Source organism: uncultured Roseobacter sp. (assembly GCF_947491795.1).
Lineage (GTDB): Bacteria > Pseudomonadota > Alphaproteobacteria > Rhodobacterales > Rhodobacteraceae > Roseobacter.
In genome coordinates, this window is sequence record NZ_CANLKW010000001.1 from 666,644 (window position 1) to 692,285 (window position 25,642).

Annotated in this window: 22 protein-coding genes and 1 pseudogene; 10 read left to right on the forward strand and 13 right to left on the reverse strand. The window is 57.0% G+C overall.

The window, feature by feature from the left end; all coding sequences use genetic code 11:
- Nucleotide 1 precedes the first annotated feature (1 nt).
- A complete protein-coding gene (locus Q1A34_RS03330) occupies nucleotides 2-652 on the forward strand; it encodes a TrkA family potassium uptake protein (RefSeq protein ID WP_300030721.1) in 651 nt (216 codons plus the stop codon).
- Between the two features lie 10 nt (nucleotides 653-662).
- Here the strand turns inward: Q1A34_RS03330 and Q1A34_RS03335 are convergent, their stop codons facing one another.
- Complete coding sequence (locus Q1A34_RS03335) at nucleotides 663-1,478, reverse strand: response regulator (RefSeq protein WP_300030723.1); 816 nt, start codon at nucleotides 1,476-1,478, stop codon at nucleotides 663-665.
- 131 nt (nucleotides 1,479-1,609) lie between these two features.
- Here Q1A34_RS03335 and Q1A34_RS22035 point away from each other — a divergent pair, with 131 nt between their 5' ends.
- The 3 genes from Q1A34_RS22035 to Q1A34_RS03345 all read left to right on the forward strand — a co-directional run bounded on the left by Q1A34_RS22035 (nucleotide 1,610) and on the right by Q1A34_RS03345 (nucleotide 3,806).
- Entirely contained in the window at nucleotides 1,610-1,741 is a 132-nt protein-coding gene (locus tag Q1A34_RS22035) for a NepR family anti-sigma factor (RefSeq protein WP_366942815.1), read from the forward strand.
- A 112-nt stretch (nucleotides 1,742-1,853) separates the two neighbouring features.
- Nucleotides 1,854-3,590 (forward strand): sensor histidine kinase, encoded by a 1,737-nt coding sequence (locus tag Q1A34_RS03340; protein WP_300030725.1) that lies wholly within the window; start codon nucleotides 1,854-1,856, stop codon nucleotides 3,588-3,590.
- Between the two features lie 99 nt (nucleotides 3,591-3,689).
- A complete protein-coding gene (locus Q1A34_RS03345; RefSeq protein ID WP_300030726.1) occupies nucleotides 3,690-3,806 on the forward strand; it encodes an entericidin A/B family lipoprotein in 117 nt (38 codons plus the stop codon).
- A gap of 83 nt (nucleotides 3,807-3,889) precedes the next feature.
- Here the strand turns inward: Q1A34_RS03345 and Q1A34_RS03350 are convergent, their stop codons facing one another.
- The 8 genes from Q1A34_RS03350 to Q1A34_RS03385 form a co-directional block, all read right to left on the reverse strand.
- Entirely contained in the window at nucleotides 3,890-4,276 is a 387-nt protein-coding gene (locus Q1A34_RS03350; protein WP_300030728.1) for a hypothetical protein, read from the reverse strand.
- 147 nt (nucleotides 4,277-4,423) lie between these two features.
- Nucleotides 4,424-4,756 carry a hypothetical protein gene (locus Q1A34_RS03355; protein ID WP_300030730.1) on the reverse strand — a complete coding sequence of 111 codons (333 nt, stop codon included), beginning with the start codon at nucleotides 4,754-4,756 and terminating at the stop codon, nucleotides 4,424-4,426.
- 48 nt (nucleotides 4,757-4,804) lie between these two features.
- Nucleotides 4,805-5,569, reverse strand: a complete 765-nt coding sequence (locus tag Q1A34_RS03360; protein ID WP_300030732.1) for a DUF3618 domain-containing protein — start codon at nucleotides 5,567-5,569, stop codon at nucleotides 4,805-4,807.
- Nucleotides 5,562-5,981 carry a phage holin family protein gene (locus tag Q1A34_RS03365; protein ID WP_300030734.1) on the reverse strand — a complete coding sequence of 140 codons (420 nt, stop codon included), beginning with the start codon at nucleotides 5,979-5,981 and terminating at the stop codon, nucleotides 5,562-5,564. Before Q1A34_RS03365 ends, Q1A34_RS03360 begins: the two co-directional genes overlap by 8 nt.
- On the reverse strand, nucleotides 5,978-6,475 hold the full coding sequence (locus tag Q1A34_RS03370; protein ID WP_300030736.1) for a hypothetical protein: 498 nt from the start codon (nucleotides 6,473-6,475) through the stop codon (nucleotides 5,978-5,980). The genes Q1A34_RS03365 and Q1A34_RS03370 overlap by 4 nt, the downstream gene beginning before the upstream one ends.
- Nucleotides 6,476-6,542: 67 nt before the next feature.
- Nucleotides 6,543-8,090: a phospholipase D-like domain-containing protein gene (locus Q1A34_RS03375; protein WP_300030738.1), complete on the reverse strand. Its 1,548-nt coding sequence runs from the start codon at nucleotides 8,088-8,090 to the stop codon at nucleotides 6,543-6,545.
- Complete coding sequence (locus Q1A34_RS03380; RefSeq protein ID WP_300030740.1) at nucleotides 8,074-9,162, reverse strand: AI-2E family transporter; 1,089 nt, start codon at nucleotides 9,160-9,162, stop codon at nucleotides 8,074-8,076. Before Q1A34_RS03380 ends, Q1A34_RS03375 begins: the two co-directional genes overlap by 17 nt.
- 94 nt (nucleotides 9,163-9,256) lie before the next feature.
- Nucleotides 9,257-9,445 (reverse strand): PLD nuclease N-terminal domain-containing protein, encoded by a 189-nt coding sequence (locus Q1A34_RS03385; RefSeq protein ID WP_300030743.1) that lies wholly within the window; start codon nucleotides 9,443-9,445, stop codon nucleotides 9,257-9,259.
- Nucleotides 9,446-9,587: 142 nt separating this feature from the next.
- On the opposite strand from Q1A34_RS03385, the gene Q1A34_RS03390 reads away from it, so the two are divergent.
- The 4 genes and pseudogenes from Q1A34_RS03390 to Q1A34_RS03405 form a co-directional block, all read left to right on the forward strand.
- A complete protein-coding gene (locus Q1A34_RS03390; protein WP_300030746.1) occupies nucleotides 9,588-9,842 on the forward strand; it encodes a hypothetical protein in 255 nt (84 codons plus the stop codon).
- Between the two features lie 181 nt (nucleotides 9,843-10,023).
- Nucleotides 10,024-10,752: a Crp/Fnr family transcriptional regulator gene (locus Q1A34_RS03395; protein ID WP_300030749.1), complete on the forward strand. Its 729-nt coding sequence runs from the start codon at nucleotides 10,024-10,026 to the stop codon at nucleotides 10,750-10,752.
- A 23-nt stretch (nucleotides 10,753-10,775) separates the two neighbouring features.
- On the forward strand, nucleotides 10,776-11,642 hold the full coding sequence (locus Q1A34_RS03400) for a mechanosensitive ion channel family protein (RefSeq protein WP_300030752.1): 867 nt from the start codon (nucleotides 10,776-10,778) through the stop codon (nucleotides 11,640-11,642).
- A gap of 488 nt (nucleotides 11,643-12,130) precedes the next feature.
- A pseudogene (locus Q1A34_RS03405) lies at nucleotides 12,131-12,289 on the forward strand (transposase); the annotation flags it as partial.
- Between the two features lie 539 nt (nucleotides 12,290-12,828).
- Here the strand turns inward: Q1A34_RS03405 and Q1A34_RS03410 are convergent.
- The 3 genes from Q1A34_RS03410 to Q1A34_RS03420 all read right to left on the reverse strand — a co-directional run bounded on the left by Q1A34_RS03410 (nucleotide 12,829) and on the right by Q1A34_RS03420 (nucleotide 14,589).
- A complete protein-coding gene (locus Q1A34_RS03410) occupies nucleotides 12,829-13,323 on the reverse strand; it encodes a GNAT family N-acetyltransferase (RefSeq protein ID WP_300030755.1) in 495 nt (164 codons plus the stop codon).
- Between the two features lie 203 nt (nucleotides 13,324-13,526).
- A complete protein-coding gene (locus Q1A34_RS03415) occupies nucleotides 13,527-13,781 on the reverse strand; it encodes a WGR domain-containing protein (RefSeq protein WP_300030758.1) in 255 nt (84 codons plus the stop codon).
- Nucleotides 13,771-14,589 carry a WYL domain-containing protein gene (locus Q1A34_RS03420; protein ID WP_300030761.1) on the reverse strand — a complete coding sequence of 273 codons (819 nt, stop codon included), beginning with the start codon at nucleotides 14,587-14,589 and terminating at the stop codon, nucleotides 13,771-13,773. Before Q1A34_RS03420 ends, Q1A34_RS03415 begins: the two co-directional genes overlap by 11 nt.
- A 71-nt stretch (nucleotides 14,590-14,660) precedes the next feature.
- On the opposite strand from Q1A34_RS03420, the gene Q1A34_RS03425 reads away from it, so the two are divergent.
- Both Q1A34_RS03425 and Q1A34_RS03430 read left to right on the forward strand, forming a co-directional pair.
- Nucleotides 14,661-15,797, forward strand: coding sequence for an exonuclease SbcCD subunit D (locus Q1A34_RS03425; RefSeq protein WP_300030764.1), 1,137 nt, complete (start codon nucleotides 14,661-14,663; stop codon nucleotides 15,795-15,797).
- The gene (locus Q1A34_RS03430; RefSeq protein ID WP_300030767.1) at nucleotides 15,794-18,874 is read left to right on the forward strand and encodes an SMC family ATPase; all 3,081 of its coding nucleotides are present in this window, start codon (nucleotides 15,794-15,796) and stop codon (nucleotides 18,872-18,874) included. The genes Q1A34_RS03425 and Q1A34_RS03430 overlap by 4 nt, the downstream gene beginning before the upstream one ends.
- 393 nt (nucleotides 18,875-19,267) lie before the next feature.
- On the opposite strand, the gene Q1A34_RS03435 is transcribed toward Q1A34_RS03430, so the two are convergent.
- Entirely contained in the window at nucleotides 19,268-25,060 is a 5,793-nt protein-coding gene (locus Q1A34_RS03435) for a DUF3320 domain-containing protein (protein ID WP_300030770.1), read from the reverse strand.
- Between the last annotated feature and the right edge of the window lie 582 nt (nucleotides 25,061-25,642).

Below are 25,642 nucleotides of genomic sequence, written 5' to 3' on the forward strand. Positions count from 1 at the left end.
TATGCGGATTGTTATCGTCGGAGGATCAAAGTTCGGAGTAGCTACAGCCGATCAACTGATTGAAAAAGGGCATGAGGTCGTGCTGATTGACAAAGACCGCGAAAAGCTTGAACGGCTGTCCGAGCACATGGACTGTGGTATGATCCAGGGTGACGGGTCTTCTCCCAACACTCTGCGCGAGGCCTTCGGTTCTGAAGATGACGTGCTGATTGCCCTGACCAATGCTTCGGATGACAACATCCTGACGGCCATTGTTGCACGTTCTGTCGGGTTCTGCCGGGTGATCCCACAGATTGTCTCGGCAGAATTGCTTGACGTCTGTGTCGAACTGGATCTCAAGGATACGATCACGCCGCATGTGACTGTTGCGCGCAGCCTCTGCCGTGCGCTCGAGGACGACACTGAACTGGCACGCGACACGAACCTGACAGGGGACCTGCGCCTGCTGCGTCTGGATGTTCCCGCGCACACCGCCGGCAGCACTCTGGCCGATTTGGACCTGCCGCCAGACTGCCGCGCTGTCGCCGTTGTCCGTGACGAAAAAGAGAGCTTTGCGCAGGAGGATGAAACATTATCAGAAGGAGAGGAAATCCTGTTTGCTGTGCACTCTGACCAAGTGCAGGCCCTCAAAGACCTTTTTGCCAAGGCCTGACATGCTGATCTCAGCTGCTGCGCAGCGTAGCTGTTGAAGAAAAGAACATTGCCTGACTTACAGCAACACTGACCTGCGCTTCTGTATAGGGTTTGGTGATCATGAATGCAGGTTCATGCGGTTTGCCCGTAAGCAGTCTTTCCGGATAGGCGGTGATAAAGATCACAGGCCGTTCACCCTGTGTATTTAGGATGTCTGAGACAGCATCGATCCCGGATGAATTGTCGGCCAGATGGACATCCGCAAGGATCAGATCCGGCGCCTTCTGGCCCGCGAGCGCAACAGCCGCCAGATGGGTCCGGGCGATCCCTGTAACCTCATGACCCATTTCCGTCACCATGCCCTCGAGGTCCATGGCAATCAGTGCTTCATCTTCGATGATCATCACAGTACCTGCAACGGAGGCCTGCATCTCGTCATAGGCGGTTTGCAAAAGCGCCGATACGTTTTCTTTGTCGAGGCCGAGGATGCCAGCAATCTCATCACTGGTGAAGCCCTCGAGAACCGACATCAGCAGCGCTTCACGGCTGTTGGCCGTCAGACGGCTCAGGTGCACCTGAGCCGCTGCGTTCAGATCGGTGTCAGGCGTGTCCGCGGGCGTGCCCCGCGCGTGCCAGATACCGTGAAATACCCCGAACAGGGCCTGACGCACCGGGACGGACCGGTCAAAGCCCGCCGTGTCGCTGACTATGGTTTCCAGCGTGGCAGCTGCAAGATCATCTCCGGCTTTCTGAGTGCCCGTCAGCGCGCGCGCATACCGGCGCAAACCCGGCAGATGCCGGCTGATTTCATCGGCAAGATCGCGGACCTGGCTGGGATCAGACATCATTTTCTCCACACTGTGAAAATTGTTTCGGAACCGAACGCCCGGCCATCGCGTTTTGTTCCCAGCTGTTTTGTGTTTTGAGAGGAGGTCACCCGGTGGCCCAGAGTGAGTATTCTGACAGAGTATCAGAAGTGATAGAGGAAAACCTGAAAAGGGTTTACGGCGAAGGTTCTGAAAGCGCGCTGCCCGAGCGGTTGAACAACCTGCTTGACCGCCTGCGGGCGCAGGATCTTGGCCAGTCCGGAAAAAGGAAAAGCAGGTGATACTCTTTTATACGGGCGCTGGTGGCGTGACAGATCTGTTTTATCAGAACATATCGCAACTGCATGCCCCCGCGCCACCAGTCGGAGAAACTGCCGCGTGATGTGGCGCAGAATGCACCGCTCCGCCGGCGCAGGCCTGGCGTTGCGGGCCACGCTGCTGGTGACCCTCGCTCTTATGCCTCTGGGTATCATTGCTGTCTGGCAGGCGGACCGCATTTTTCAGGATGATCGCGAAAGGGCCGAAGTTGCACTTCTCGCCGTAACCGAAAGAGCCGCTGCGCGGGAACGTCTGATCATTGAGCGCGCCATTGGCGCTGCCGCAGCGACCGGCAACACCGCAGTCTCCTTGCTATCCGAACCGTCAAGGTGCTCATCCATTCTGGAGAACTTTCAGCGCCGCAGCCCGTTATACAGTTTTGTTGGCCTGGTCCTGCCCGATGGCAGCGTGCCTTGCCGGTCAGCAGTGACAACCGTAGCCGAACGAGCATCGGCGGATGAACTCGGACGCACCGGCCTGATGGAGCAGCAGAAGCTGGGTCTTTACGCCACCCGCGATGCAGCAAACCCCGCACAGTCACTGCTGGTGGTCGCAACGCCTGTGTTTTCGGGCGAGGTCTATACAGGGCATATGACGTTGCAGATCCCGCATGCTAACCTCAAGCCGTCCGCTGATGATCTGGCAGGCGAGGGTCCGCTGGGCCTGATCGTTTTCAACAACAAAGGCGAGGTTCTGACTTCTGAACAGCAGCTCGAGGACGCGCAGGCGATTCTGCCCGCTGATACTGATCTTGCTGTTCTGGCACGCACGGAACCCTACACATTCCAGGCACGCTCGGGTCTTGGCGTCACGCGGACCTATGCCGTTCTGCCGATGGTGCCCGGTGCCGCTTATGCAATTGGCACATGGAGCTCCGACACGGGTCTGCTGCAGGCAGAAACACCCTACTGGCGGACGATCGTGCTCGCTGGTCTGATGTGGCTTGCCAGTCTGCTCGTGGTGTTTCTTATTATGCAGGTACTGGTCATTGACGGTGTGCAGTCGCTTAGAAATCAGTTCCGCGACTTCCTTAAAACCAGAAAGGTTCCCACAGGGCCGGTACGCGGGCGCGGCGAACTTTTTGATCTGGAGACCGACTTCCGCGATATGGCAGGCACCATTCTGAGGGAAGAAGCCGAGCTGGAAGGCGCTGTGCGCGAAAAAAACGTGCTGCTCAAGGAGGTGCATCACCGCGTTAAAAACAATCTCCAGCTTATCAACTCGATCATAAACATGATCCTGCGCGGCGGTCATTCTGATCAGACAAAGACTGTTGTGCGCCGCCTGCAGGACCGCGTTATGGCAATGGCCTCGGTGCATCAGTCCATCTATGAGGCCCAGTCAATGGAAAACATCGATGCGGCAGAGACCGTGCGCGAAATTGTTCGGCAGGCAGTCAACATTGGTTTGCCACGCGGATCGAACGTCGTTGTGGACACTGATCTTGCCCCTGTGGTGCTGCACCCGGATCAGGCCATGCCTCTGTCCCTGCTGGTCTCTGAGGCCGTCACAAATGCTCTCAAATATGTCGGCGGCGACGCGCCTTGCATCCAGGTTATCCTGTCGGGGACAGACAGGGACACCGAGACCGGAAAACGCAGGGCGACCCTCAGCGTAATCAACACGGTGGCAGACGAAACGGACGATTCCGATGGTACCGGGCTCGGGTCGAACCTGGTCAGGGCCTTTGCTTCTCAGCTCGACGGCAAGCTGGAGAGCTCTCAGACCGACGGTGTATACACGCTCACTATCACTTTTGAGATTCCAGATACCGAACTGGTCGATGAAAAATCGGTCACAATCGCAGTCTGACTGATGGGTAAGAGCATCGGCGGTGCATATGTCTGATCCTGCGGAACAAAAAAGAGAGTCGTGCGTTTCACCCCTGTAAGACAAGAAAAGGAAACCGAAATGTTCAGAATTATCGCTATGACTCTCGCGCTGACGGCTCTTGCTGCCTGTGAAACCACAAAGGGCGTTGGCAGAGACGTACAGAACGCCGGTGAAGCGCTCGACGAGGCTGTATAACCATGCTGCCGAGTGCAGGAAAAAAGGAGCGGTCCTCGCGGGCCGCTCTTTTTTTGTGCACAATTTTGAAACAGCGCCGCCGGTTATTGCGACACCACGCCCGGGCGCGCCGTCTGTGCCAGCTGCAATGGACGCGGATCAGGCGGTATGACATCCGCGTAGTCCGCAATGACATCATCACCTGCCATATCCAGGCTCCAGTTTTCGCCATGCGCCAGAGTGCAGCTCAAACCATCCTTACGATATGAAATCAGCGTCCAGCTGCCTCCTGTTCCGGCCGCCCAGATCTTTCCACCCGAATGGTGCTCAGCAACCAGCTGCTCGCCGTGCCATTCCACGAGGGCAGCTTCCATCTCGGCAGTGGGCATACATACGGGCGCCTCGGCCCGGGCGCTGGACGCCGTTGCATAACAAAATGCGACTGACAGGGCGGTTGTTCTGACCATATGTTCCATGTCAAAAAAACCCATCAGCCGCGTCGATGTTCCACAATTAATTTCTTTTTTGCGTATTGAATTCACCCGGCATCGGGCGAGTGCAATCACCATCAGATGACAAAAGGGCGACACCCCAAACAGGGGTGCCGCCATTGTCAATAAGCCACCAGATTCCCCGGGTCAGTATCGGTTGCGCGACAGCGCCATACCAACCACAACACCCACAGCCAGTGCGCCCGCGACTGCCATAAGCGGCTGCTTTTCGACGCCCTCGCGGGCCCGGCGGCCAACCTCGTTCAGACCAGCCTGCAGATCTTCGACGCTGTCAGCAGCTGTCGCGACGGCGCGTTCTGCCTGTACGGTTGCTTCCCCCTGCAGCTTCGTGGCGCGGTCAGTTATCTTTTCGCCGGCGTCGGCTACTGCACTTTTAATTTTATCTGCTGCGCTGTCCTCTTCGGGTACGCTGGCATTGGTCAGGGTTTCGGGTCTCGCGGAATGAATGGTCGTAGTCATGTCAGTCTCCTCGTTTCAGGGGTAGAAAAGGATCGGTGGCGGCCAGTGTCAGGTGGCAGCGCGCAGCCTGTCGTAGCCAGCACGCACGCCTTCACGCACCGCGGCCTCGCCGGTAGCTGTCGCCTGGGCCAGCTCGTCACGCAGGGCGAACTCTGCCTGCTGCAACAGGTTATCGCGGCGTGCGCCCAGCAGATCGTCCTCCATGCGGGTGCGCGGTAAAAGTGCTGCAACAACAGCACCCACGCCCAGAGCCAACGCCCCGGTCGCCAGCGGCTGGCGCTGGTGGAACGAGCGGGCGCGTCTGCCTGCGGCCGCGGCTTTGCGGTCCAGCTTTTCCTGAACTTCGATCGCTGCTTCGCGCGCCTTGATTACACGACGGCGCGCAGGTGCAGGCAGATTGGCCAGGCCATCATTCAGTGCTGCCCGCAGACGCGGCGCACGCGGTTCCTCATTCTGATCAGCGGCTGCGGCTGCGACACGGCGGTCAAACTCTCCGGTCAGCGGGTCATCGCCCGACTGCCTTTCGGCGACGGGCACACTGCGTGTATCAAATTGTGGACGGTTCACGGGGCGCTTGGGCCCGGCAAGCAGAGCCGCAATGCCGATGCCCACAAGTGCCACGCCGGCAGGATTTGCGCGCACCATGTCCATGGCGGCAGGGACTGCTGCACCGCCGCGCTGCTGCATCTCCCGCGCGAGGGTGTCAGACACCTGTTGCGGCGAAAGAGCAGTCATCAGCTGGCCGAGTGAGCGTTCCAGCAGGCCGCGGCTAGCTTCGATGTCACGTTCGATGTCGCGGATGCTGTCAGACATTAGCAGTCTCCTTTAGTGTTTCGATATCCCGGCGGATGTTCTCGACAGAGCGCTCGGGCTTAAGGCTGGTTGACGTCAGACGCCGGCGGCCAATGATAAAAAATACGGCGGCGATTGCGATGGCCAGTCCGCCAACGAGCAGCGATGCCGCCCAGATTGGCACACCAAACGCTGCAATGCCGGTGACGGCTGCGGCAGTCAGAACGTCCAAGGCAGAGAGTACAAGGAAGCCTGCCAATATCATCATGGCGATACCGGTGACCGCGCGAGTCATTTTGCCTGCTATTTCGCGCTTCATCAGTGCCATTTCGTTGCGAATAAGCAATGACGCCTGTTGAATTGCGGCGCTGATCAGTCCGGGCGCATCAGTAGGGTCCGGTTGAGCCCGGTAATACGTTTCCTCTTCTCTCATGCCGAAGCCCTCCGGTCTGGGGCTGCATCGGCTGTGCCCGCCTCGGCCGACGAAGTCACGTGACCAGTCCACGGATCTGCGTCAGTTTCTTGACGCGCGGAAGCGGGTTGCTGGTCGGTAGCTTTCAGGAAGCGTGCAGCAGCAAATCCCAGCAATGTCGTGCCGCCGATAAACAGCAGCGGATTTTCGCGGGCAAAGCGGGAAACCTGTCCGGCGGCTTGTTTCAGATCAGTGTCGCGTATGGCGCCCGCAACCTGTTGCAGACTGGCGGCCATGTGATCAGCGGCCTGTGCCTGCATGCTGCCCGTCTCGAACTCGCTGCCTGCAGCGGCTGCGGCTGCGGCGGCATTTTCGACCCGGTCTCCGGCTTGAGACGTCACACGACCGGCGGCTCTTTCAGCCTCTTCGTGCACCGTTCTGGTTACTTCGTCAGCGGCGTTATCGATACGCGCGCGCATGCCGGGTGTGCCGGCGTCTTTTGGAAAGTCGCTCATTACGTCCTCCATGTTACAGGTTCATCACTCCAACGCGCAGAGGTCCGGAAAGTTCCCGATTTTGTTGTCAAACCATTTCGGTCGGCCAACCGGGAATGGGCAAACCCATTTTGCGCGCAGGCTCAGTTTCATACGGTAAAACAAAGCCTTGACGAGACCGTGGAGACGTGGCTGCATTGATCTCGGCCAACTGTCGCCACTGCTCGACCGTCTGAACCGAAGCGCAGGTCATATCCGCGTTTGCATTTGCCGGAAGCCAGGCCCCCATCACCCTTTGACGCAGCTGCCGCACCTGTGCCGGATCCGAGATTTCGATACCCATCTCAGTGTCCCAGCGCATACTCCGACCATTCAGATTGGCAGAACTGACCAGTCCTGCCTGATCATCAAAAACCGATACTTTCGAGTGCACAAAAATGATTGGCGCACCATGGAGCAGCTGGCGTCCCTGTTCATCGTAACCCGCATCGGTCGGCTGTGCGGGCGATCCGACAAATAAGCGCTCTCCATAGGAATCGCGCAGCATATCCACCGCTTTGGCCTGCAGAAATTCGCCGAACTGCAGATCGATGCTGTCGTCTTTCTCGAAAGCTACTTCCAGCGGTGCCCCCGGCAAAATGATCACCAGACCCAGTTCAGGGGCCTGCGCTGCCCGCTCTGCCAGTGCCTCCGCGATCACCGGGTCACGCATGAACTGGCTTTCCAGATAGATAAGATGCTCGGACCGGCCGATCAGTGCAAGGTGGCGGTCCATGATGCCTGTATCGGTAACGTCCGGAGACAGCGACGCGGCGTCGCGCGTGCGCTTCACCGACAGGGTGCGCAAAAGGCCGGGCGGCGAAACAACAGGCCGGTTTCCGGCGCATTCGTCCAGAAAATGATCAAGATGTTCCCGCGCGCTGCGGGCCCGCGCGGGATCTGTCAGAATGACCTGCACATCATGCCAGGTCTGCTCCGATTTTCCGCGATGGTCTGGTGTATCGAGACGGCGCTGGTCCAGGTCAAGACCGCCGATGTACAGCACACGGTCGTCTATAACAGCCATCTTCTGGTGATGGCTTACCGGCATCATCGGCACCATGACATCCCGACGCGGTCGAAGCTGTCCGTCCTGGAAAACTGCGAGTTCCCGAAAGAGCGGCATACACCGCCAGGCCTCGTTGTGGATTTCTTCTGCCATTGCGTTCAGACGCTGGCACGTTCCTGCAATCTGTCCCTGCACGGCCGGACGCAGCATCAGTCTTGGCCCCCACCCCACGCGTGCAGGATGATCGGCTACCACAGCTCGCAGAAGACCGCCGTTGTCCGACATCTCAGAGATACCTGCGAAGATACTAAAGGATTTCCAGCTGCCCTGATGCATACCTGCCCGCATGACCGGGTCAAAATCCGTGAGGGTAATCGAAACCTGAACGCCCTGATCAAGTTTGTGCACCAGCAGATCGACCCACGTGTTACCAATCCTGCGTGCGCGCTCCGACTGCAGCGGCGTGCGAGGGTCAAAGACGCGAAAACCCGCATCAATGCGGGTCTGCGCGTCCAAAACAGCCTCCTCTAAAGCCGAATAGGCTTCCGCGGCGGTGATCAGTATCTTCAGATCATTCAGCGGCGCCATGTACGCCCTCCAGTCGGATCAGGTCCGCCGAGCGACTGTCCGGGGTAGCTTGCTGCGCAGCCTGCTCCGCTCCGGTTTCCAGCGCCTTGCTGATCTGACGCAACCAAACCAGCAGAGGAATGGCGATCAGTCCGCCCAGTGGCCCCCAGACCCATACCCAGAACACGAGTGACAGAAAAATCAGCAGCGGATTTACTTTCATATGGCGGCCCACCAGGCTCGGGGTGACGAACTGGCCTTCTGTCATATTCATCATCATGTAAAACAGCGGCGGCGCAAAACTCATAGGGCCGTCAAAGACGATCAACCCGCCAGCCAGCAGCATCAGCGCAAAGGCGATAGGCCCCAGATAGAGAACGAAGTTGACCAGAAAAGCACCCAGTCCCCAATAGACAGGGTTGGGCATCCCCAGCGCTGACAGCATCAGCGCTACCAGGGCGCCGAAGCATGCATTAATAGCGGTGATGCTCAGGAAGTACCGCGAGACCTCACGCTCAGCGCGGTACAGCGCGATCCCGGTAAGCGCGCCGGTGCCGCGTTCGACAAACCGGTAAAGGTCCCGGCGTGTCAGCAGGAAAAAATACAATACGCCGACAAAGATCATGATCTGTGCGGCCACAGAAGGGATGTAAGCAAGGACGTCGCGCGTACCCGGCACGGAAACGCCAGCGCTTTCCTGGTTCTCGCTTCCTCCGCCAGGATCGAGGGTCTGTGCGACCTGCTCCTGGACAGTGTCAACGCTTTGCATCGTGCTCTTGAGACCGCTGAAAGCTTCCTGCACCTCGTACCACAGAACCGGTACGCGCAGGATGAACTCCGCCACAACCGGATAAAACAGCAGCACACCGGTCGCGATAACAGACAGTACGATCACCAGAACGGCCAACGCCCCAACCACAGGCGGCGCACCGGCCCTGCCGAACGCATCGGCCATCGGCGCAAATACAATGCCTGCAGTGAAGGCGATGATCAGGGGCAGAAAGACCGGTGTGCCGGATTGCAACAACCAGACGGTCGCCGCTGCGGCGATCAGGTACAGGGCAAACTTCAGCCCGGGTGGTGTCGCGGTCATCCGTATTCTGGCAGGCTCGGTCAAGGGTGCTCTCCCCGGTCAAATAAACACCGGCGCCGAATGCGCCGGTGTTGATGTCATTGTGAGGGGTGCGTCACGCAGTGGCGTGGGCCGAACCGCGCGGGCCAGCGAAGAACCAGATAATGAACCCGATGACTGGCAGCACCAGAATGAGGAGTGTCCAAACCAGTTTTGCACCAAGCGAGACGCCGCTCGTCCATGTCTTCACCAGTGCATAAATGTTCAGGACGAGTACAATAAGTCCAACAATACCATATTCCATTTTCTTTCTCCTTGTTTGGTTGAAAGTCGGGATGTCAACGTTCCCTGATCCATAGAAGTTCCGAAATTAAAAAATTAAATAATTCGGAACCCGTTCGGTTCTGTTCCCGTTGTCCCGCCAGCAACAAGCAAAGGAGATCACTATGAGACCCGGACTTATTATTGCATCTGTCGCTGCCGTTCTCGCCATCGCATTTGGCGTCTTTATGGTGGACATTGATCAGACCGAAGAGGCCTCCATGCCGGATGTAGACATCTCAGTGGAAGGCGGTAACCTGCCCGAGTTCGAGGCAGAAACCGGTGACATCGAAGTGGGTACAACAACGATTGAGACGACCGTTCCGACGATCGACATTGTAAGCCCCGAAGAGGACAACCGCACCGCTTCCAATGACTGAAGCGGAGGTGTGACGCGCCCCTTTGCGGACGCAAACCAGTTGCAGAACCCGTCGCAGCATTGCGGCGGGTTCTGTGCCGAAAGAGGCTGCGGTGAACCGTCGCAACAGCCCCCGGGAGTGTATGAGAGACGGAACCAGCGCAAGTGCTGTGCATTGATAACCAGAGTTCAAAGGAGTTGTTATGACGACCAGTTGCGAAAAATGCCCGCTGCGGAAAATCGATTTCTTCGATGATATGACCAAGGATGAGGTTGAAAAGACACAGCGGTTCAAGGCAGGTGAACTTACTGTTGACGCTGGCACACCGATCCTGATGGAAGGATCCAACGCACCTCAGGTCTACACTGCTCTGCGTGGCATGGGTCTTCGCTACAAGCTGCTGCCCGATGGCAACCGCCAGGTGATTAACTTCATTTTCCCGGGCGACTTTATCGGCCTTCAGGCAGGCATGATGGGTGAAATGGGTCACTCGGTCGAAGCCACGACGAACATGACCCTGTGTGTTTTCGACCGGTCGGATTTTTTCGAGTTTTTCAAATCGTCTTCCGACCGCGCGTTTGACATCACATGGATCGCGGCAACCGAAGAGCATTTCCTCGGTGACAGCCTGACCAACATCGGCCAGCGCGATGCTATTTCCTCGGTTGCATGGGCACTGGTCATGCTGTTCCGGCGCGCCGATGCACTGAATATGGTGCACAATGACGAAATGCCCCTGCCCTTCAAGCAACAGGATCTGGCAGATGCGCTGGGTCTTTCACTCGTGCACACTAACAAAACGCTCGCACGGTTGCGCAGCCGCCAGCTCGCAGCCTGGGCAGACGGTAAGCTGACCGTGCATGATCTTGGCGAGCTGGCACAGGTCGCAGGGATAGAACTGGAAGAGATGAAAAAGCGCCCGCTTATCTGAGCCGCGCGCTGAGGGAGACACTGATGTCATTCGCAGCCATCAACGACATTCTGACAGGCCAGCTGACCGGATACTGGCAGGGGCTGATCGAGGCTTTACCGAAAGTGGCGGCCGCGGGCCTGTTGCTGCTGGTGACCTGGGGCGTTGTATCCCTGTCGCGGGCTGTGATCCGCCGGCTTGGCCGGCGTTTCCGGTTGCGGCGCAACCTCACCGACGTGCTCTCGCTGCTGGCAGGCACGGGCCTTTGGCTGATGGGTATTCTGATCGCGCTTGCAGTCGTCTTCCCGACAATCACCCCGGCAAGGGCGCTGACCACGCTGGGCCTTGGATCCGTAGCCATCGGCTTTGCTTTCAAGGATACTTTCGAGAATTTTCTGGCCGGTATTCTGATCCTGTTGCGCGAGCCATTTGCCATCGGCGATCATGTCGAATGTGACGGTATAGAAGGCCAGATCGAAGAGATCACTATCCGTGACAGTCATGTTCGCCAGACAGACGGACAGCTGGTGGTGGTACCCAACCATCTGCTCTTTCAGCAGCCCGTTACTGTGCGAACGGACCGCGATCTGCGGCGTACCACAATTATCTGTGGCGTGGCTTACGGCGAAGACGTCGACAAAGCGCGCGCCGTCATCGAAAAGGCGGTGCAACAGGTGGATACGGTGCGTGATGACGTCAAAGATGTGCAGGTGTTTGCCCGTGAATTCGGCGCATCATCCATTGATTTCGAAGTCACATGGTGGACCGGTTCGCAACCGCTCGACATCCGGGCCTCGCGCGATCAGGTGATCGGTGCAGTCAAACGCGCACTCGACGATGCAGGCATCGAAATTCCTTTCCCCTACCGCACTCTCACTTTCAGCGAACCGCTGACCATACGCCATGAATAGCCCAAACCCGTGGAACTGGGATCCGTCACAGATCAAGTGATGGAAAATTTATTGGAAATTGCAGAGGCTCTGTTGCGTTAACTCTTCTGAAGCGCGACGTCACAATGATAAAGACAGGGGGAGCCACATGCCGCGCTAAGACCGGTTCAAACACCATCGATTTCCCAAAGACGTGATCTGTCTGGCAGTCCGCTGGCACTGCCGATACCCGTTATCTTAATGAGTTATGAGGGATCATTTGACCGAACGCGGGATCACGGGTGATGCGGCGGCAATCTACCGGTTGGTGCATAAGATTGGACCTGAGATTCGCAAGCGCGTCTACAGTCAGCATCGCTCAAGGCGCGGGCCGCTATGGCATGTGGATCAAACCTAAATAAGAGTGAACAGCCGATGGTGCTGTTTGCGGCGGGCGGTCGATCAAAACGACCAGCTGATTGATTTTCGGCTCACGGCTCGGAGAAATGCCAGCGGGAAAAGACCTGCGTGCGCCTGGCAAGCCCATGCAGAACGCCTTTTTCGCGTCATTCAATGGCAGGCTCAGGGACGAATGCTTGAATGAACACATCTTCGACAACCTCGCCCAGGCGCGGAAGATCATCGAAACCTGGAGGATGGATTGTGACACAGAACGACCGCGTACTTAGCTTGGCGGACTGGCTCCATCCGTCTACGCCAATCTCTACCGCACTACCCGACCTGCCTCGCTTGAGCTCCGCAAAGGTTCCGCTCAGCAGGCCTTGACCGCAACCATATCAATAGAAAGAACCATGAACGGATTCTACACCTGAACGGCCCGGATCTAGGGGCTGGGTCAATGAAGTTTTCAAGGGTGGCGATTGCGTAGTTATTCCAAGTAACATTTTCTGGATTATGCTTCGGAAACGACTTGGGCGACCGATGGTTTTCGAGGAAATTTATTGCATCACCAACTGAATACTCCTGGTCGCACGATCAATGTAATCAACGTAGAACCGCCAGAACTTGGTATGGCTCAAATTGGTAGGTAAAGGCTCATATCAGACCTCGGAGGCAGCGCGGCAATCATGATCACGTGGCGCCAAGGATCTTCAAGCATGGCCCGAAGCCGACTTCCAAACCAAGGCCCTGATGCTGTGGTGCGGCCTTCAGAGGCAGCACTCGTTGCGCTTGCAAACAAAGGGAAGCCGAAGAACAGATCGCGGAGTTAGCCGGCTTCATTCAAGTGCAGGTCTTTCTCAAACCTCCACACTTCAAGGTGAAACGGCCCTGAAGAGGTGTCTAACTCCACAATTGTCCTGCCCGTATTGATCCAACCAGACTTTTCATAGAACCGACCAGCCCTTTCATTTCCGACGGCACATGCGAGCCAGGCCGTCGCGTAACCATTTGCCCGAACGCGGTTCTCTGCTTCATTGATCAGGGCCTGGGCGACGCCAGTGCCACGCGCGTCAGGCGAGACGTACATCTGGTACAGCTCGTCTTGTTTAACCATGCAGAAACCCAGCACCGTCGTTCCATCAATTGCTACGGCTGTGCCACCAACATTCTCCAACGCCCGCTCTGTAAAGCTCTGCCTGTTACGCAGCTTCGCTAACTGAGGCGGCACAATATTCGCATGAGCTTCTTGCCAACCAGTCTCCCAGATCGCGGATATCTGTTTGACGAAGCCGTTCGTCGCAGGAACGATCCGGTAATCCATTGCGGTAAGCTATTTTCTCCACGTCATTTACACAACTGAAAAAAGGTTCTGAGTTGACCCAGGAGACTGACCGGCAGCAGACATCAGCCACGTCTGGACTATGCTTGAGAACGGCCCATTCCGGACCTTGGAGCGGCCTTCAGGTTGCTGCGGCCGCAGCCCGCTTAGCGGTCATTCGCCGCGAATTCATGAATCACGCGTCGTCAGCGCCCATGGCTTTCTGACGCGGTCAGTTTGATCAGGTAGCCGCGCGCCAGCTTCTGTTTGACTAAATCAGAAAGGGCAGTCTCAGCCTCGGTTTGTGTCCGGTACCAATCGTGGCAATGCCGCCCCCAAGTACCAAAGCGGCCCCACTGTCGGTGGACGCCGTGTTGGCCAAACAGGTCTTTGGTCAGCCCCACGGAATAGAACCGGTTCATATTGAGGGAGGGATCTATGCGGCACATATCAATTTGCATCGATCTCCTCCTCGCTCATCGGAATATAGTCGATAGAGACCCGTTCTAGACGAGGCTCTTTTTGCTCAAGACCCCATCGGCGTTTCGTGTAGAACTCAAGTGCTTTCCGGGTTCTGGCCTCAAGCACGTCTGAGGTGAACCCAAATTCAATGCGGACAACGCGTTGCTGCGCCTCAGTCAATCTTGAATGCGGTTTGAGTTTCAGGATGGCCCAGGTGAACCAATCGTCATCTCGGGGTACCGCACCAGCTGGCTTGGTTTTTGCGAACGACTGATCAGGGTCAATGCGAGCAGGATGGAAGTCACGGAAACCCTTACGTTCAAAACACCAGGCTCGTACGTGAAGCCTAACGCCATCAGAAGCGAACCGAACAGGAGCAATCCAGCGAGTCATCGGTTCTGGATCTCGCATCGATTGATAAACGATCCTTGTTGCCTCTTTCGCCCTAAAGGCACGGTAGAGCGGCCGTAAGACGCGCAGGTCCTGAATTCGTTGCAAATCTGGCAATCTATCGAATGCGGGAGATGGTGTGCCGACTAAGAGTTGCTCCAGCTCCATCGAAGACGACTTACCAGTGAGCCGTTCAAAGCTGTGATCGGCAAGGTATTGGCGCGACGACGCATCATAGTGCAGCGCGTCTGTTGGCGCTTCGGCGAGGTAAGTCCGAAAATCGAGAGCGGCCTGCGCATTCGAAATACCAAAACGCTTGATCAAGGAAGCACGCGTCGCTGCACCGTCCCAGAAAAACAGTCTGTCGAGGTATTCTAGGCGCGCACGCTGGGCATGTTTGAGGTCGTCGAAGGGCATGGGGGAAGGATATCTTGACTCTCTACCGTTGTCCATATAGTTTTTACATGTATAATAATTGATGGTGCGTCATGAGAATACTTCATACTGCAGATCTGCACCTAGGGCGTCAGTTCATGGGGTTGAGCCTCGAGGAGGATCATGAAGCCATCCTAGGCCAGATTCTCGAGACGCTTTTGGCAGAACGGGCCGAAGTTCTTGTGATTGCAGGGGACGTTTTTGATCGTGCTTCGCCGCCCAATTCGTCAATCCGGCAGTTCAACCACTTCCTCAAGCGCGTGGCAGAGGAGACCGAAGCCGCCGTAGTGATGATTGCGGGAAACCACGATTCCGGTGACCGGATCGAGGCAATGTCTGTCTTCTCCACCGCGTCGAGGGTGCTGGTGCGCGGAATCGCCGACGCGGTCGAGACTCCGCTTTTGCTGAGTGACGAACATGGCGAGATCGCCTTTTCTGCGCTGCCCTTTTCCTATGAATACGCAGCGCGGGAAGTGTTCGGGGATGAGGGTATCAGCACACCAGCAGATGTCGTCGCGGCCCAGATCTCCGCAGCGAGGGGTCAGGTGCCCGAAGGAGCGCGTTGGGTCGTAGTGGCTCATGCCTTCGTTGCAGGCGGCGCGGTCGGTGAGACCGAGCGCGCCCTGACACGGGTCGGCGGGATCGAAACTGTGCCCTCTGATGTCTTCGACGGGGCGGACTATGTAGCACTGGGGCATTTGCACAAGCCGCAGGAAGTAGGCGCAAGCCATATTCGGTATTCCGGCGCACCGCTCGCGTTTGGTTTTGACGAGGCGGGAAGTGAAAAATCCATGACTATCGTCGATCTCAAAGTTGACGGGGTCGAGATCCGTACCGTAGCGTTCCGTCCGATCCGGCAAGTGCGCTCGCTGACCGGAGCATTCTCGGATCTTCTGGCAGGAACGCCGTCTGAAGACTTCATCCAGGCCAATCTGACGGATGAAAACCCTCTGATTGATCCGATGAAACGGTTGCGCGCGACCTACCCCAATGCCTGCCATCTGGCCTACGACCGTCAGGCACGCGCTCCGGAGACAAAGGCGCTCGGCAACGGACGGGCCGCAGTCACGCCGATCGAGATGGTCGGCAACTTCATGAAGGTTGTGCGCGGCCGAGAACCAAATGCCTCCGAAGTCGCGATCGTAGCAGACAAGCTCCACGTGGTAGCCTCCGGGGAGGAGCAGACATGAGACCAATTCGCCTATCGCTTCAGGCCTTCGGGCCGTTCGCGACAACCGAGGTGGTCGATTTCCGCTCTGCGTTGGAAACAGGGTTGTTCGGAATTTACGGTCAGACGGGGGCGGGAAAGTCGACACTGTTTTCGGCGATGTCCTTCGCGCTTTTTGGCGCACCAACCAAGACCGATCAGGAGCCACGGTCGCTGCGTTCGGATCACTCTGCGCCTGATTTACCTACTGAAGTCGAATTTGTTTTTGAGCTCGGCACTAAAACCTACCTGATCCGTCGTCGTCCGGCGCAAGAGCGTCCGAAGGCGCGCGGCGAAGGGACAACAGATGACGCAGCGGAAGCCTCCCTATTCGACGTAACCGGGATCCCGGTGGATACGCTTGGCCCGAGCCAATTCGGTCGCGTAATTGAAGAAAAGAAGGTCTCGGTAGTTGGGAGAGAGGTCGAGGCTCTGCTTGGCTACGGAGCGGATCAGTTTCGGCAGATCGTACTCCTACCTCAAGGCAAGTTCGAAACGTTCCTTACCGCAAAAACCGATGCGCGGGTCGACATATTACGAGATCTCTTCGACGTGAAGATCTATCGCAATCTCGCCGCTCGGCTGAAGGAAGAAGCCTCGGAGGCAGAGCGAGCGTTACGCGACCAACGTGCACTCTATGTAGCGCGGCTTGAGGAACGCGGCTTCGAGAGCGGTGAGGCACTGGAGCTAGGAATTTCTGCAGCGGAAGCCAAGGTCGAGGAAAAACAGCGAGATCAGCAGATCACAGAGGCAGTGAACGAAGCCGCGCGCAAGACGCTGGCCGAAGGCGAACAGATCGAGAAGGCTTTTGCTGCCGTCGACACTGCGCAGCAGGCGCTTGACGGCCTTGAAGCGAATAATGATGAGGTTGATGCTCTGGCTAGGCGGGTAGAGGCTGTCAGCAATGCCTTGAAAGCCCGTGATCTTGAGACGGCTTGGCACAATTCGGAGCAAGACGCACGACTTGCGGTGGATGCCGTTTCCAACGCTGAAGCGGAGCTCAATACCGCCAATGAGGCGAAGGAAGATGCCGCGCAAAAAATGGTCGAGGCGCAGTCTGATGGGGAGCGACGGAAGCAGGTTCAGGCCGACCTGACGAAGTTGGAGGCCATTGAGAAACAGGTCGAGCAGGCTTCAGAGTTACAGAATACATTTGATAAGGCTGTGACGAACGAAACCTCAGCAAAGAAGGCGCTGACCGAGGCCATAGAGGCCCGCGAAAGGCTCAAGTCTCAGCGTGATGCGACCGATATGGTGCTTGAACAGGCGCGAAAGACCGGAGCGTTGCGAGGCAAGCTGAACGGTGAGATCGCCGAGGTGAACCGGGACCGGGTGAAGGCAGCGGCGTATGCAAAGGCGCAGGGAGCTGTCGCCGATGCCGCACGAAAGGTCGAAGCGGCAACGAGCGAACTGACCACTAGAGCCCATGCGGCACAGGTCGCCGAGGAGACCTTGAGCGATGCCGAGGTACGGCTTTCGCGCACGCAGGCGATCATTCTGGCCGAAAAGTTGGCTGAAGGAGCGCCCTGCCCTGTCTGCGGTTCCCACGATCATCCTGCGCCGGCTCATGGCACGCCCGAGCAATCTGGTTTGACCGAAGCGTTTCGCAAAGCACAGTCTGAAGCGAGAACTACAGCCGAAGCCCGGGTGCGGGCGGAAACCGAACTTGGCAATTGCCGAACGTGGCTGGATGAAAAGAAGGAGACGCTGGACGAACAGGAACGACCCGAGCGCACGATGGCGGAACTCGAAGCTGAAATCATACGGCTTGAAGGCGATGTCGCCGCGCTTGGAGAAGCAGTCGATCTAGACGCGATGGCGGAGCAGTTGGCCGAACTGAAGCGGAAAGTGACCGAGGCAGAAACTGCTGAGGCTACAGCGCGCACCGCTGCGGGCAAGGCCGGGACCGCTCTTGCCGGCGCGCGCGCCAAGTTGGATGCAGTGATCGAGGCCCTGCCGGAAGGTCTGCGCTCGCCCGGGGCGGTTGTCGCTCGACGGGAGGCATTGCAGAGAGAGCAAAAGCAACTGTCCGAGGCGCTGGAAATGGCGACGCAGCAGGACCGAGCCGCCAGTGAAGCGCTAACCCGTGCGCAAGAGCAACTTGACGCAGCGAGGCGGGCGCACGGCGCGCAGAAGCAGCGCGCAAAAAAGGCGCAAGGTGATTTTGCCGCTCGGCTTGCCGAGGTCGGGCTGGACAAAGCAGGATATGATGCTTGCAAGGCACATTTCCTGACTCTCGACGCCGACCGCAAGAAGGTAACCGATCACCGCGATGGCTTGATCGCTGCTCGCACGACATTGCAGAACGCCACAGCCGCTTGCGCAGATCGTGAACGCCCGGACCTTTCCCCGCTTCAGCTGGCGTTGGCAGAAGCCACTCAGAACTTGAACGCGGCCAACGCTGCACTCGCCACGGCGAGAGCGGATGTATCGTCACTGACCGAATTCAAGAAATCGCTTGCCGCGGCCATGGCCGAAACCGAGCGGCTTGAAACCGAGACCGGTCCGCTCCGGGGGCTGGCTGATCTGGCCAACGGCAAGAACGATTTCAACATGACACTCGAGACCTTCGCGATCGGTGCAATGTTCGACCAGGTTCTCGAGGCGGCAAATATGAGGCTCGGCCCTATGACGCGTGGTCGCTACCGGCTGACGCGTGGGCTCGAGGCATCTGGCGGTCGAGGCAAGCGTGGGCTCGAAATCGAAGTCTTCGACATCAACACCGGCAAGGCGCGCGCGACAGCCACGCTGTCAGGTGGCGAGACCTTTATCGCGGCACTGGCCCTTGCGCTTGGGCTCGCTGATGTGGTCGAGAGCCTCTCGGGCAAGATCCGGATGGACACAATCTTTATCGACGAAGGCTTCGGAAGCCTCGATACCGAGAATGGGGCGGGTACGCTGGATCAAGTGATCCAAGTTCTTGCTGCGCTGACAGAGGGCAGCCGGGCCGTCGGCCTGATCTCGCACGTCGGGCTGGTGCAGGAGGCTATTCCACAAGGCTTTTACGTGCGCTCGACCCCAAGCGGCAGCCGGGTTGAGGAAAGAAGGGGGCTAGGATGACCGAACGGTGGTACTTTCGAAAGGCTCACACTCGGCGGCTGGTTAGGGGCCGTACGATCTCTGTCCGTGGCGGTTGGGTGCTCCGGGGCAGCGAAAGACGCAGCAAGGGCGCATCATTCAAACGGGCTTGTCCAATCTGCAATGCCCCGATCCTAAGCGTTGGCATGCCAAGAGGTGGGTGGGTCCACTTCGAGGGGCGTAATGGGCTCACACGTGTGAAACATCCATGTCTTCATCTTGGCGAAGGTTTGAGTGCGCGGCGTGATGAAAGAACTCCGGATCTTTTTGACTTTCTGTAAAAATGGGGAGCAAATTCCAAAAAATATGGACCTCCGTCTTCGGCGAAGAGGCCAATGTGACGCAGATCTTCCCACAAAACCATTGAACCTTGGCTCAGGCATCCGACCGCACTCGCGCTTCTTCAAGGGCTGTGCTCAGCTGTGATCGACGACTTTCTGCCAGTCGTGACAAGCCCAACCGTCTCGCTAGTGCCAGGGTAGGGTCATCTGTCTGGATAATATTTGGTTCTTTTCTCAACAAACCTGCAAGCTCAGCAATGGAAATTTCGGCGGGATCACGTCCAGGAATTTCGCGCCACTCGACTATATGTTCGGGCGGGTTCCTCCAGAGAAAATCCCCGGTGGTTTCCCGAGTCCGGCTTAAACCCTTGGTAGCCACTTCTACCCGCGCGCGGATCCTAGCACCAACACGTTTCCATCCATGTCGCTCAGCGACCTCGCGCGAAACTGCATCCAGATGAATTGGCTCTATGGACGCGACAATCTCGCGGACCATCAGGCGAAGGGTCTCATCGTATGATGGATCGTGAAAGGCGTCTGGATCTGCTTTAAGCGGGTCATCCGCGTTTGGCATATCCCCCAAGTCAAAAGCACGCTTCGCCTGAAGGGCAACGCGATCTAGCTTTGGATGTTGTTCTCCTTGAGCCTTTACAACGGCTTCTGGCTCATTCTCTTCCGTTGCCGCTGTTTCAAAAAGTGCAAGTGTTGCAGTTTCGGGAGCCGCCACCTTAGTATCGACTTCGTCAGTCTCCTCAAGACCCTCTTCGACTTGTTGCCGATCCTCTTCAAGATGTGTCCTGAGGTCAGCGTCTAGCCGCTCTAAGACATCACGCCTATGGGAGAACCACTCGGTGGACCATATGCGTTCAATCCTCCACCCCAGACCTTCAAGGACCGCTTGACGCATGCGGTCTCGATCGCGCGCAGTAGGCGACGAATGATAGGCCGCTCCGTCGCACTCAACACCGGCCAAATAGCGACCTGCACGATCAGGATGGACGATGCCAAAGTCGATCCGATAGCCCGATACACCCACCTGAGTGCGAACCTCCCAACCAAGCGCTTCCAGAGCGACTTTGACCTCGGCCTCGAATGGACTGTCCACGCCGCCTAGGGAGCCTGCATCTGCGGCAGTCAGGGCATCAGGGCCGCGAGCGGCATAGTCAAGGAAATCCCTTAGGTCGCGGACGCCTTCTGCTTTTGTCCGGGAGACGTCGATGTCGTTTGCATCAATGGAAGTAAACACATGCATCTCGCGCCTTGCGCGAGTGACGGCAACATTGAGGCGCTTTTGACCCCCATCTTGATTCATCGGCCCGAAATTCATCGATAGCTTGCCAGCAGCATCGCGGCCGAAGGTCGTGGAGAAGATCATCACATCGCGTTCGTCGCCCTGAATGTTTTCAAGGTTTTTCACGATAACCGGTTCTTCGCGCTCATCAGAAAAGAACCATTCCAGCTCTTCACTGTCGGTGCGCGCTTTGTCGAGGTGATCAAGGATGCGCTGCTGTTGCTGAATATTGAAAGTGACTACGCCGATGGTTTCGCGGCCGTCTTCTGGTTTTTTTAGCTCAACCCGCAGACGCTTCGCCAAAAATTCGGCCACGGCTTTGGCTTCCACGGGATTGGTTCGAGAGCCGCCGCGCTCATAGATCCCATCGACACGATGTAGTCGCACCGCTTCTCCCCAAGCACGTGGCGCGGGGAATGTCACAAGGCTTCCATCGTAATAGCGAGCATTCGAAAAGGCGATCAGACCTTCGTCCCGAGATCGATAGTGCACTCTAAGAACGTTGGATGGCACGCCAGCTGCTACTGCTTCATCTAGAATAGATGCCTGGTCCCTTTCGTAAAAAGCCAGCTCCTCATCATCTTCCTGCACGCGATCAAAAGCACGAGATGGTGGCATCTGTTTCGGGTCGCCAACGATGATCGATTGACGCGCTCTAGCGATCGCACCGATGGCGTCCCAAGTCGTGATTTGCGACGCCTCGTCGAAGAGAACAATATCAAAGCTGGCCTGGCCTGCTGGTAGGTATTGCGCAACCGAAAGTGGCGACATGAGTACGCAAGGTGTCAGCTTGGTCGTGGTCGGACCCAGTCGATCGAGCAATGTGCGGATCGACTCCCTTGGTCGTTGTTGGCTCATTAGGTCTCGCAAACGACCAAGGGCCGAATTACGGGCTATGTTTTCCGTCCGAGGCAAACCGTGGGCAATGCGCCTGCGAACATTTTCAGCAGCTAAATCTGCATGACGGGCGTCGAGCTCTCGAAAGGCTTCGATCCGATTCTGATGCTTCCAACCAATGAAAGTGCGAAGCGGAGCCGCGGCATCTATGGCTAGGGGAGTCCACCATGCCGCATATGCGCGATCAAACGCGTCCTCAGCATCCTCAACATCACCGACCTCCAACGCTGCACAAAGCGGCGCAAGGCCTCTAGCCTCCGCTTGCGCAACTAGGCCGCGCCAATGCAACCAATCCTGCAACCGCCGTGTATCGCGGCGAAGTTCCGGAAGAGCATCTCGCAGGTCGACGAGGTCCATATCCAATGTGCGACCAGCCAACCGCTCAAACCGAGCACGGGCTGGTGCCATCTCATCAAGCGCAAGCACCAGTGACTTTGCTTCAGCACGTCCAAGACCTTCAGCCGGATTGATAGCCGCAGCAGTGGCGGCAGTGTCCGTTGCAGCTACCCTGATAGCCGCGGCTTTGAGTGCATTCGTATCTGTTTCGCGCCCGCGCCAAACGCTCAGACCAGCCAACGGATGTGTATCGAGAGCAGCGAGGACCTCCTGCATCTCCTCAATCAGGTTCAAATCGCTTTCCGGATTTGCTTTTCCCTGTGCATACGCAGACAGAGTTCGTCTCACGGCACTTTTGCGAAACATCGAAAACGGCCAAAAACTTGCAGCCGCGCGCCGCCACTCGGCGTCGATTTGTGCAACTGGAACGCGTGGTAAGTCCCGAGCTGAATAGGGAACAGAAAGGCGGCCTTCGGCTGTGTCTAATCTGGCCAGAACTTCTCGCAGAGTTTCGGTCTCAGCTTGGACCTCAGCAGGATCACGTCTACCCAAAGCCGCGCGGTCAGTTTCTTCCTCTTCAAGAACCGCCCTTGCCAAAGCATCAAGCGTTGCTGGATCAGCAGCTGGGTTCTGACCGACTGCATTTGCCATCTCTGTCCGTGCCTTCAGTGCTCTAGGGAGTAAATCCTCAAGCGCCGAAGCTGCGGCTAAAAGCTCATTCGTCCAAGCGTTGGACCAACCTCCCTCAGGTTCCTCAATCAATCGCAATGCACCTGGATTGCGAACGCGTGGCGCTACCTCGCCCAATTCACGAGCGAGGCGGCGTAAGCTCTCACGCGTCTCGTTGTCATGGGCGTCCATTCTCTCCCAAGACAAACCAATCGGGACCTCCCGAGATGCTAACCCAACGGCTTCAAAGACCGTTAACCCGTTCTCATGTCTCTGATGTAGGGCTTCAACGTATTCGTTGAGTTGGTCTCGCTCGAGCCCAAGTTCCGTTGAAATACGCGCCCATTCCGCCTCGGCTTGCCCGTCCGAGGGTCTTTCCCAAGCCTGCCCAAGTTGCCGGATTACGTTCTTCCGTTCAGCTTTTGAGCTGTGAAGCTCAAGTACCGCATCGCCTAATCCGTAAGAGGTTAATCTGCGGTGTACCACATCAAGGGCGGCAGCCTTTTCTGCGACGAACAGAATTGTCTTTCCGTGGGCCAAGCAATGCGCAATCAGGTTGGCAATTGTCTGGCTTTTCCCTGTTCCAGGCGGTCCGATTACGACCATGTCGTGACCTTCGACCGCACCAGCAACTGCAGCCAACTGTGAGGCGTCAGCTGGAAGCGGCGTGAAGGTCTCAGCCGGTGGTAGCTTGGATTCTACTTCTTCGGGCCTTGGCAATCCTGGCGCATCCGGTGGGACAAAGGGGTCATCAGGAGTGTCGATCAGATGCGCAACTAGGCGGCTTTCACGTAGCTGATCTGTGCGATCAACGAGATCTTTCCACATCAGATATTTCGCGAAAGAGAAAGTCGAAAGAGCGAGGTCTTCAACAACTTCGAAGCCGGGAATATCTCGAACAACTTCGCGCATCCGCTTAAAAATGCGTGGAACATCTAGGCCCGCATCATCTCGTGGCAATTCGCCCTTTAGGTCCGGTGCCTCAATGCCTTGTTCGGCCAGTTTCTCCAACAAGGTCAGATTGAAACGGACTTCATCGCCCTGATGAACGAGCGTGAAAGGTGAAGATGCCGATGCTCTTCGTAGGGTCACAGGGACAAGCAGCAGAGGTGCGCGGTGATCCTTTTTCGCAGTCTCAGTCTGCTTCCAACGAAGGAAACCAACCGCAAGAAACAGCGTATTGGTTCCCCCCTCAGAAAGGTCGCTTTTTGCTTTACGATACAGTGCGATGAGACGCTTTCGCATCTGATCTCTAGGAAGAGGGCTGCAAAGCTCGCCTCTGTCAAACGCATCCCGAATGACACGCGCGTCAATATCCTCGCCAGTTTCCCGACGGTATTGCTCTGGGTCACGGCCAAGTCTCGGATTCTCGTCTGGTAGGCTGACCATCCTGAAGGCGCGCCCTTCAGTGAGCTCATCTTCCAACCGCGGTACATCATGACACTTCAGCATCAATGACCCTTGGGTGTCGCGGAAATTCAGCAAGCGGTTGCGCAAAGATAGGTCAAGCAGCTTGCGCTGCCATCGATCGATCCGGCCTTGTGGTGTTGCTGGCGCCTCGTCTTCGGCCGGATCAGGTGGCTCAAAACCTTCCGGCGGGAGGAGATCTTTGAAGGCAGCCATTGGGTCTGCCGCGGCGGGAGCTTCGGTTTCGGTCGGTTCGCCTGCACGCGCCAGTGGTCGGACCCCCGATGATCGACAGCGTGCAATATCAACTGCAACACCAAAGAGATGCTCTTTTGCCTCATCCAATTGTGCACCACCTTCGACGACGGCGCCACGGAATGTGCCGCGCTTGCCACCGGTCAGGAGCGTTGTTTCGAACGGCAGGAATTCACGGGCGACAATCGCCTTACGTAGCTCTGTCACATCCCAGGTCTCAGCGGTCGAAAAAGTCCGACTGACCAGCCAGACACCCGCAAAAGCATGGCCTTCGGTGAAGATCACAACCGGATTAAGGCCAGCAGCCTCCAATGCGGCCGCCAGAAGCAGGCTCGTGTCCAGACATGTTCCAAGACCTTCTTCCGCCAATCGGCTGGGCATTCGAACCTTTTGTCCGCGCTTCTCAAAAGAAGCGGGCGGTACCGCGTACCGTATGTCCATTCCCTCAATCGACGACCAGATTGCTGCGGCGATAGCCCATGCTCGAGCCGGGTCTCGAGATTGGTACCCGTCAAGACCAGAGGGCAGACCTTGTCTCGTCATTGCATCAGAAGCTGCTCTTAAGACTGCGGCTACACGCGTGTCGTTCGGCTGTACAAAAGCAGCCAATAGTTGGCCCATTTCATGGATGCCGCCCCATTCATCTCGGGCCAGAAGCTCTACCGACGCTTCAAACAAAATTGAGGGATGATCATCATCAAACTCTGCAACTAGCCGAAGCTGCCCATGTTCAGCTTCGTTCAAGTTGTCAAAAAATGCGCTGTCCTGTTTTGTTTCCAACTCGGCTGGAACGACCGATCCACCAGGTAAAATTCGATCAAACGGCCATTCTCGCGATTGCGCGAAAAGAGGGTGAACATCTAGACGGAGCTTACCTGCAGGTAGACCCTCTTCGCCGGCTTGGAGCTCGACCTTGCGCAGCAGTGGAACGGCATTTTGCAAAGATGCATAAGTCAGTCGTTTAGTATGTTCGACTAAGAGCTGCGCTTTGGCTACTTTCCCGTTTTCATTTTCATCACTAATTGCATGCACTTAAAAATTGCCACCTATGATCTTTACCTTGGGGTGGCGTCGCAACCACAACCCTAGGCGGAAACTTGCCAAACAACCAACAAGGTGTGAAGCCCCTATTCGCTAAATCATTGAAAAAGCTGAAATAGAATACGAGTGATTAGGCTGAGCTAATTCCTGCACTCGCTGTTCACAAGCGACCCTCGGATTGCAGGGTAAATCCAGAGTTCGCCGACTTCGACGCAGCAAAGCCGAATCTTGGTGGCAACTAGTGTATGTCTTTCAAGTACTGCAAACCTTGAATGTCCGCTCCCAAAAAACTGCGGTATTGACCTCGCACGCGCAGCGAATGACGGCTTCCCGCCCGTTCTTACAGCAAACGCATTGTGCAGAATGCTACCGTTCGGGTTGGCGCGGGGAATTGTATCCCCGTCCGCAAAGCTGTCATGGCGGCATTATTTGCCAGTGCCGGCTTTCGGATCATGCTACCGTTGAAGCCGGGTCCCGTTTATTCGTCCGAAGCCCTGCGACATTGGCGAGGCGCAGGACAGCGTATTTTGAATGCCTCCTGGCAAGTTCAGGGCTTATACCCAGTTTTTCCTA